Origin of the sequence: Fluviicola sp. (assembly GCF_030151805.1) — a bacterium.
Classification (GTDB): domain Bacteria; phylum Bacteroidota; class Bacteroidia; order Flavobacteriales_D; family Crocinitomicaceae; genus Fluviicola.
Genome location: NZ_JASLCN010000325.1, coordinates 1 through 8,289 on the forward strand (window position 1 = coordinate 1; position 8,289 = coordinate 8,289).

Below are 8,289 nucleotides of genomic sequence, written 5' to 3' on the forward strand. Positions count from 1 at the left end.
TAAATGTATCGTTTTTATCAAAAAGGATCGAGGAATTGCACAAAAAAAAGTGGAACTGCCGAAGCAATTCCACTTGAGTCTATTTAATTTCCCGTCGTTCTCGATAGGTGCGCCATTACATTTCGCGAACTCGAACTGACTGGAAGAAATTAACTTTCAGTCTTAATGTCTTGACTCTAAAAGTCCGGACTCTATTATTTCTGATAAAAAGGCATTTTCACCACTTTCGCCTGAATACCTTTGTCTCTGATCTCGATAAAGATTTCGCTATCCGGAGCAGCAAATTCAGTTTTTACGTACCCCATACCAATTGCTTTCTTCACACTTGGTCCCTGAGTTCCGGAAGTTACTTTCCCGATTTCGTTTCCATTTGCATCCAGGATACGGTAATCGTGACGTGGAATTCCGCGCTCGATCATTTCAAAACCGACTAACTTACGGGAAACTCCGGCTTCTTTCTGAGATTTCAAAAATTCAGAATCCGTAAAATCTTTGGTGAATTTGGTGATCCATCCCAATCCGGCTTCCAAAGGAGAAGTAGTGTCATCAATATCGTTTCCGTATAAGCAGAAGCCCATTTCCAAACGCAAGGTATCGCGTGCAGCCAAACCGATCGGTTTGATTCCGAATGCAGCTCCGGCTTCAAAGACCTTATCCCACACTTGTTTTACTTCTGAGTTCTTACAGTAGATTTCGAAACCTCCTGAACCGGTGTAACCGGTCGCTGAAATAATCACGTGTTCGATTCCTGCAAAAGGACCAACTTCGAAGTGGTAATATTTGATTGCAGATAAATCCACGCTTGTTAAAGACTGCATTGCTTCCACCGCTTTCGGTCCCTGGATTGCCAACAAGGAGTAATCATCGGAAAGATTTCTCATGGTTACATTTTTCGTGTTGTGAGAAGAAATCCAATTCCAGTCTTTCTCAATATTGGAAGCGTTTACAACCAATAAATATTCTTCTTCTTTGATCTTATAAACGATCAAATCATCCACGATTCCGCCTTTTCCGTTTGGAAGACACGAATATTGAGCACGACCGATTGTTAAAGTAGCAGCATCATTGCTTGTGACGCGTTGAATTAAATCCAAGGCATCCGGACCGCTCAACAAAAACTCTCCCATATGTGAGACATCGAATACTCCAACAGCGTTTCGAACAGTTTCATGTTCAGCATTCACACCTTCATATTGTACCGGCATATTATATCCCGCAAATGGAACCATTTTGGCTCCCAAAGCCTCATGGACCTGGGTAAGAGCAGTGTTTTTCATTTATTTACTTTTTAGAGCATAAAAGTAAATATTCCTATTAATTTGAGCCTAGAAAGTTTGAAAGAAATAGGAGGTTGCAATTCGGGGCTGAAAAGAGAGGTGGAAATCAGGTGGAAGCCAATTTCGAAAACCGGATGGTACAATCTCTTTCCTCGGCATCAGGGTTTTCAAAAGCACCGTATCTGAGAGTAGCGATTGACTTATCCATAAAATAATGCTGTTCCAGGATCGGTTTGATCGCTTCAAACAATTGCTCGGCATTCTTTCCGTTAAAATAAAGGTAGCCGTCTCCGAAATCGAGGGAAATATCGTGACCTTCATACCTTCCGAGTTTGGCTTCGGTGATATTGGATTGAAGTTGTTGTTCCAATTCATGTAACTCAGATAAATCTTCGATTCCGTAAAAGAATTGGATAACTACCAAATGGTCTTCTGCCGGAAAGGAAGTTCCGGGCACATCAGAAGATGTATTCTTTCGTTGAAAAAAACCAAGCCACCCCATTTCACACGTTTTCAATTAAAAAGTAAGTTAAATAAAAAAAATGAAAATTCTATAAGAGCAGATTTATTTAACAATATGTTAATATGTAAGAGTCGTATCCCTTTGTTTGTATTGAAAGACCTGGAATTCATTTTTGAATAAATGGTTATTTCAACAATTTGAAAATGATTTTTAATGTGATTCAATGAAATTAACAGGGGGTGTTGGTAAAATAATGTGTAAAATTTTGGAATGACCCCCTTAAAAAACATACCTTTGTCGAAAATTTTGAATTTATGGCAACAAAACGATTAAAAGCGTATCAGGATGTACTCAATCGTACACCAAAACACATTGATTATGACGGAAAAGTTTCCGAGTTGTTCGGAAAGAATGTATTCCATGCTGAGATTATGCGTGAATATCTTCCTTCGGATGCATACAAATCAATGATGGAGTCTATCCAGAATGGTACTCGTTTGGATCGTAAAATGGCAGATCAGGTTGCCTCAGCGATGAAAGATTGGGCAATTACAAAGGGAGCAACCCATTATACGCATTGGTTTCAGCCATTAACGGGTGCAACTGCTGAGAAGCATGATGCATTTTTTAAACCTGTCGGACCGGGACGTGCAATTGAGCGTTTTGACGGAGAATTGTTGGTTCAGCAGGAACCGGATGCATCTTCGTTCCCGAACGGAGGAATCCGGAATACGTTTGAAGCACGCGGATACACTGCATGGGATCCTTCGTCACCAGCATTCGTGATCGGAAAAACCCTCTGTATTCCCACGATCTTTATTTCTTATACGGGAGAATCGCTGGATTACAAAATGCCATTATTGAAAGCTTTGCATGCAATTGACAGCATTGCTACAGAAGTTTGTCAATATTTTGATAAAAATGTAACGAAAGTAAATGCTACTTTAGGTTGGGAGCAGGAATATTTCATTGTTGACCAGGCTTTGTTCAACTGTCGCCCGGATTTGATGATGACTGGTCGCGCGTTGTTCGGGCATGCTCCTGCAAAAGGTCAGCAGTTGGATGACCATTATTTTGGTTCTATTCCTGAGCGTGTAACAGCGTTTATGCGTGAATTCGAAAATGAAGCGATTTTATTGGGGATTCCTGTAACGACTCGTCACAATGAAGTAGCGCCGAATCAATTTGAGTGTGCGCCGATTTTTGAAGAGTGTAACCTTGCAAACGATCACAACTTGTTGTTGATGGATTTGTTGGAGAAAGTTGCCCGTAAGCATGATTTTAGAGTGTTGTTACACGAGAAACCGTTTGCAGGAGTCAATGGTTCCGGAAAACACAACAACTGGTCTTTGGGAACAAATACGGGGGTAAACTTGTTACAACCGGGGAAAAACCCGAAATCAAACTTGCAATTCCTGACATTCTTCGTAAATACCATCAAGGCAATCCACGATAATGCTGATTTGTTGAGAGCTTGTATTGCTTCGGCAAGTAATGACCACCGCCTGGGTGCAAATGAGGCTCCTCCTGCGATTATTTCAACATTTATCGGTTCTCAGTTGTCTGAAGCGTTGGATGAGCTTGAAAAGAGCGTGAAAGCAGGTAAAATGACCCCGCAGGATAAAACAGAGTTGAAATTGAATATCGGTAAGATTCCACAGATTATGTTGGATAATACGGACCGGAACAGAACATCTCCGTTTGCATTTACAGGAAATAAATTCGAATTCAGAGCTGTCGGATCTTCCGCAAACTGTGCTTCTGCAATGATTGTATTGAATACGATTATGGCAAAACAGCTGCAGTTGTTCAAAGCAAGCGTCGATAAGCGCATTGAAAAAGGAGAATCGAAAGATGAAGCAATCCTGAAAGAACTTCAGATCTTAATCAAAGATTCCAAGAAAATCCGCTTTGAAGGAAACGGATATGGAGATGAGTGGGTGAAAGAAGCTGAAAAAAGAGGTTTGAATAACTTCAAAGATACTCCGCGTGCATTGAAGGCCTGGGCAGATAAGAAGTTTGTCAAATTGTTTGATGAAATGGCTGTTTTGACTCCAAGAGAATTGGAAGCACGCCAGGAAATCGAATTTGAAAGCTATATTTTGAAAATTCAGATCGAAGCCCGTTTGATGGGAGATTTGGTTCAAACACACATTATTCCTGCAGTAATTGAATATCAGAACAAGTTGTTGGCGAATATTCAGGGAATCATGGCAACTTTCGGAGAAAAAGAAGGGAAGCTTGCTGCAACTACTCAGTTTGAACTGGTGACAAAGATTTCAAATCATTTGAACAAAATGAAATCGACCAACGATATTATGTTGCAGGCTCGTAAGGATGCAAACAAAATTGAACATGCGGAAGAGAAAGCAATTGCTTACTGCGATAAAGTAAAAGTTCATTTTGATGAAATTCGTTATCATGCAGATAAATTAGAATTATTGGTAGATGATGAATTGTGGCCGTTGCCGAAATTCAGAGAAATGTTGTTTACCCGTTAAAATAAACACATCGTATTGAAATCCCGGTGGTCATTTGATTACCGGGATTTTTTGCGTGAATAGGCCGCTTTAGCCCGGTATTAAAGAGAAGTGGATAAGTGTACGGATATCCACCAGATACCGTGGTAACTAATTTTTTGCTGTTTGCAGGAAATTTTAATTTCACGCTTGACACGGATCAACTTTCAGTAACTTTGTAGTATCATGAAACAATTTGATATTCCGTCTTTTTTTCGATCGCCGATTATTTCAAAAGTAAAGGCATTTCGTAAAATGCAGGATCCCCGCAAGAAGGATTTCTCCCCAACGATGCTGGATTTCGGAAATCTTCAATTGTATATTGCACGTCATTTTGGATTCTGTTACGGTGTTGAGAACGCCATTGAAATTGCGTACCGTGCAGTAGCGGAAAATAAGGGAAAACGAATCTTTCTTTTAAGCCAGATGATTCACAATCCGGCGGTGAATGAAGATCTGACGCAACATGGAATCCGGTTTATCCAGGATACTTCGGGAAAACAACTGATTTCCTGGGAAGAGTTGAATTCAACCGATGTGGTAATCATTCCTGCTTTCGGAACAACTTTGGAAATAGAGCAGATTCTGAACGAGAGAGGCGTTTCTACAGAGAAATACAATACGACGTGCCCTTTCGTGGAAAAAGTCTGGAATAGGGCAGAAAAACTGGGTACAGAGAATCATACGCTGATTATTCACGGGAAATACAACCATGAAGAAACCCGGGCGACATTTTCACACACGGCAGCAAATTCTCAGGCGGTCATTATTAAAAACATGGAAGAAGCGGTTTTTCTGGCGAAGTGTATTGCCGGAAAAACTTCCAAAGCCGAATTCTATACTTACTTTAAAGGAAAGCACACTCCTGATTTTGATCCGGAGATTCATTTAACTAAAATCGGAGTAATCAATCAAACAACCATGCTTGCGACCGAGACTCAGGAAATTGCTGAGTTTTTAAAGAAAGCAACAGAAGATTTCGCTATCAGCTCCGGTATTCCAAAAACCTTTGCAGATACGAGAGACACACTTTGTTATGCGACGAATGATAATCAGAGCGCAACAGAAGCTTTGATGCAGGAACAGCTTGATTTTGCAATGGTGGTTGGAGGTTACAATAGTTCGAATACAACACATTTGGTGGAGTTGTTGGAGCAAAGCTGCCCGACGTATTTCATCAAAGACGAATCGGAGATTTTGGATGGAAAAACCATTCGCAGCTTCAATATTCATACACATGAAGTGGAAACGATTGAGAATTGGATGACAGGAACTAAGATCGGAATTACTTCAGGAGCTTCTTGTCCGGATTCGATTATGGATTCGGTGATCTCCAAATTATTGGAGCTGAACGGAAGCGAAAAGACCATCGAAGAGGTGATGGCGAATCACTAGGAGTACTTTTCAGAGCGTATTTTCTAAGACATAAAAAAACCCTGACGAATATCGCCAGGGTTTCTTCTTATATTAAATTCTTATTAGTTCTTAGCGAAGTTTCCTGTTTCAACTTTACCAGAAACTGTAGTAACTTGGTAAATATACATTCCAGCATTCAATGCTTCAACATTTACATTTGCAGAAGTTGAAGTAGCTACAACTTTACCATCTGTAGTCATTACATTAACTGATGAAATTGCTTCTTTAGAATCTATATTCAATACACTGGTCGCAGGGTTTGGATAAACACTAACGTTAGAAAGAGTGTTTGCCTCCAATCCTAATTTACCAACGCGAACATCATCAATCCATAATGTTGAACCAACTGTTGGAGTTTGAGTGTCATAGTAACCTTTTGTTGAAGATACTGCAAGGATGTAGAATCTGTTTGGATTTCCAGTTGCATTGATTGTTTGCATTTGGAAGTTTGCTACTGTCCAAGTACCTACTGAAGCAGGAATTTCCAACCAATCAGCATACATTACTACGTCATCATTAGCTCCAACTCCCATTGTATCAACTACAGCGATTTCGATGTAAGCAGTATCAGTTCCCATTTTAGTAAACTTATACGCTAATGAAGCTTCAATGTTAGCAGGGTTAGTGATAGTACCAGCAACACGCTGTTGTAATAATCCAGGGATAATATCGTCACCCCAGTTTAAAGCTGTGTTCAATGCCGGGTCATTAGTTACAACCAATTTAGCCGCTTGAGTACCTTGGAAAGGAGAAGCTGATTCAGGTCCTGCATTAAGTCCAACCCATCCCGGAATAGAATATGTGTACGCTGTACCAGGGATAGCTGTCATAGCAGCATCAAGATTTCCATTTGTAATTGTCTGTGCAGACAATGAAAGAGAAGAAGCAACAACTCCCAAAGAAAGTAAAAGTTTTTTCATAGTTAATTTTAAAAAGTTTGAACAAATATAATTTTTATTAATTAATTCTTAATATGCGAATTAATTTTATTCTTAACTGTAGATTGTTTATATCCTGAAAGGTTGGAAAATGAAAGGCATTTACCATTGAAGGCTTACCGACTTAATTTTTTTCGATATCTGTGTAGTTTTGATATTATACGTATTTTCAACTTTAGAATAACTTTGTGGAATGGAGCGCTTAATTAATATTTTAATTATCGATGAAAAAGAATCTGACCGCCTGGCGCTAAGAGAAATTCTCGGCGGAGGTGGAAATATTCTTCTGTTTTGTGATTCGATTGAAGAAGCGCATGTCATTTTGAACCGAAGAGAAGCCGGAATTATCCTGGTAAATGTAGACAGTCCGAATTTTTCATCCATGGATGATTTGAAAGAACTGTTGCAGGCTCATGCTTCGAAAACACATTATTCGATTATCATTACTGAAAATACCAGAACGGGCTCCAGGTTGCTGAAAGGATTCAATTCCGGTGCGGTCGATTTTATTACCAAACCATTCAACCCGCTGCTGATTCAGGCAAAACTGGACATCTATAAATCACTCTATTATAAAGATCAGCGCATTGCACAGCTTTTGGGAAATATTCTTCCGGAAAATGTGCTGGATGATCTGAATCAGTATGGGAAGTTTTCTCCGAAAAGAGTAGATAAGGGCGTGGTTTTGTTTACGGATTTTGTGGATTTCTCGATGAAGTCCAAATCAATCCGGCCGATTAAACTGGTAAAACGCCTGGAGTATTATTTTACCGCATTTGACGAAATTGTTGAACGCTACAAACTGGAAAAAATCAAAACGATCGGAGATGCTTACATGGCAATTGCCGGTGTGAATGAAGACAATGCAGAACCGATTTTACGGGCTTGCATGGCTGCTTTGGAAATGCGCAATTTTATCCGGAACGAAAAAGAACTGGCAAAAGCATTGAAAAAGGATTTCTGGGAAATCCGCATCGGGATGCACGCCGGACCGTTGGTTGCGGGAATTATCGGCTCTAAGCGTTATTCGTTCGACGTGTGGGGAGATACCGTAAATATTGCAGCCAGAGCTCAACAGTTCAGCGGGATTGATCAGATCACTGTTACCCAGGTTATCCAGGACGAATGTGCGGCATATTTTGAAACGAGGGGAATGGGGAATGTTCCGATCAAAAAACGCGGTGGAACAATGGAAACGTTCGAACTGGAATCTCTTAAATCGGAATATAGTTTGTACAGCAACGGGAAAGTTCCTTCGGTTGAATTACGGGTTCTCTGCCAGATAGCAACGGTGGATTTTGAGCATATGCGCAGTGATATTCTGAATAAACTGAAATCCATGCTGCCGGAAGAAGTCATTTATCACGATCTGGGACACACACTGAACGTTGAGAAAGCCGCTATTCGTTTGGGAAGACTGGAAGGTCTGAGCGAAGACGAAATGCTATTATTGCGAACGGCCGCTTTGTTTCACGATACGGGCTTTATCTTTACGTATGATCACAATGAATTACATGCGGTGCGCTTAATGGAACAAATGCTTCCGAAATATGGATTCAACAGCGAACAGATTCAGGTGATCCGCGAAATGATCCTGGCAACTTCACTGGATATCGAACCGGTTGGATTGCTTCAGGAAATTCTGTGTGATGCCGATCACGATTATTTGGGAAGAG

General features: G+C 40.3%; 6 protein-coding genes. 3 read left to right on the plus strand and 3 right to left on the minus strand.

Annotated features, from left to right (window positions below; genetic code table 11):
- Positions 1 to 194 precede the first annotated feature (194 nt).
- Positions 195 to 1,277: a glycine cleavage system aminomethyltransferase GcvT gene (gene gcvT / locus Q1V93_RS12335; protein WP_300665125.1), complete on the minus strand. Its 1,083-nt coding sequence runs from the start codon at positions 1,275 to 1,277 to the stop codon at positions 195 to 197.
- 106 nt (positions 1,278 to 1,383) lie between these two features.
- Positions 1,384 to 1,779: a hypothetical protein gene (locus Q1V93_RS12340; RefSeq protein WP_300665127.1), complete on the minus strand. Its 396-nt coding sequence runs from the start codon at positions 1,777 to 1,779 to the stop codon at positions 1,384 to 1,386.
- Between the two features lie 275 nt (positions 1,780 to 2,054).
- Between Q1V93_RS12340 and Q1V93_RS12345 the strand changes: the two genes are divergently transcribed.
- Both Q1V93_RS12345 and Q1V93_RS12350 read left to right on the plus strand, forming a co-directional pair.
- Positions 2,055 to 4,241: a glutamine synthetase III gene (locus Q1V93_RS12345; protein ID WP_300665129.1), complete on the plus strand. Its 2,187-nt coding sequence runs from the start codon at positions 2,055 to 2,057 to the stop codon at positions 4,239 to 4,241.
- Positions 4,242 to 4,445: 204 nt separating this feature from the next.
- Complete coding sequence (locus Q1V93_RS12350; RefSeq protein ID WP_300665131.1) at positions 4,446 to 5,654, plus strand: 4-hydroxy-3-methylbut-2-enyl diphosphate reductase; 1,209 nt, start codon at positions 4,446 to 4,448, stop codon at positions 5,652 to 5,654.
- Between the two features lie 83 nt (positions 5,655 to 5,737).
- Here Q1V93_RS12350 and Q1V93_RS12355 read toward each other — a convergent pair whose 3' ends face one another.
- Positions 5,738 to 6,595: a T9SS type A sorting domain-containing protein gene (locus Q1V93_RS12355; protein WP_300665134.1), complete on the minus strand. Its 858-nt coding sequence runs from the start codon at positions 6,593 to 6,595 to the stop codon at positions 5,738 to 5,740.
- A 211-nt stretch (positions 6,596 to 6,806) separates the two neighbouring features.
- On the opposite strand from Q1V93_RS12355, the gene Q1V93_RS12360 reads away from it, so the two are divergent.
- A partial coding sequence (locus Q1V93_RS12360) for an adenylate/guanylate cyclase domain-containing protein (RefSeq protein ID WP_300665136.1) occupies positions 6,807 to 8,289 on the plus strand: 1,483 nt, incomplete at its 3' end.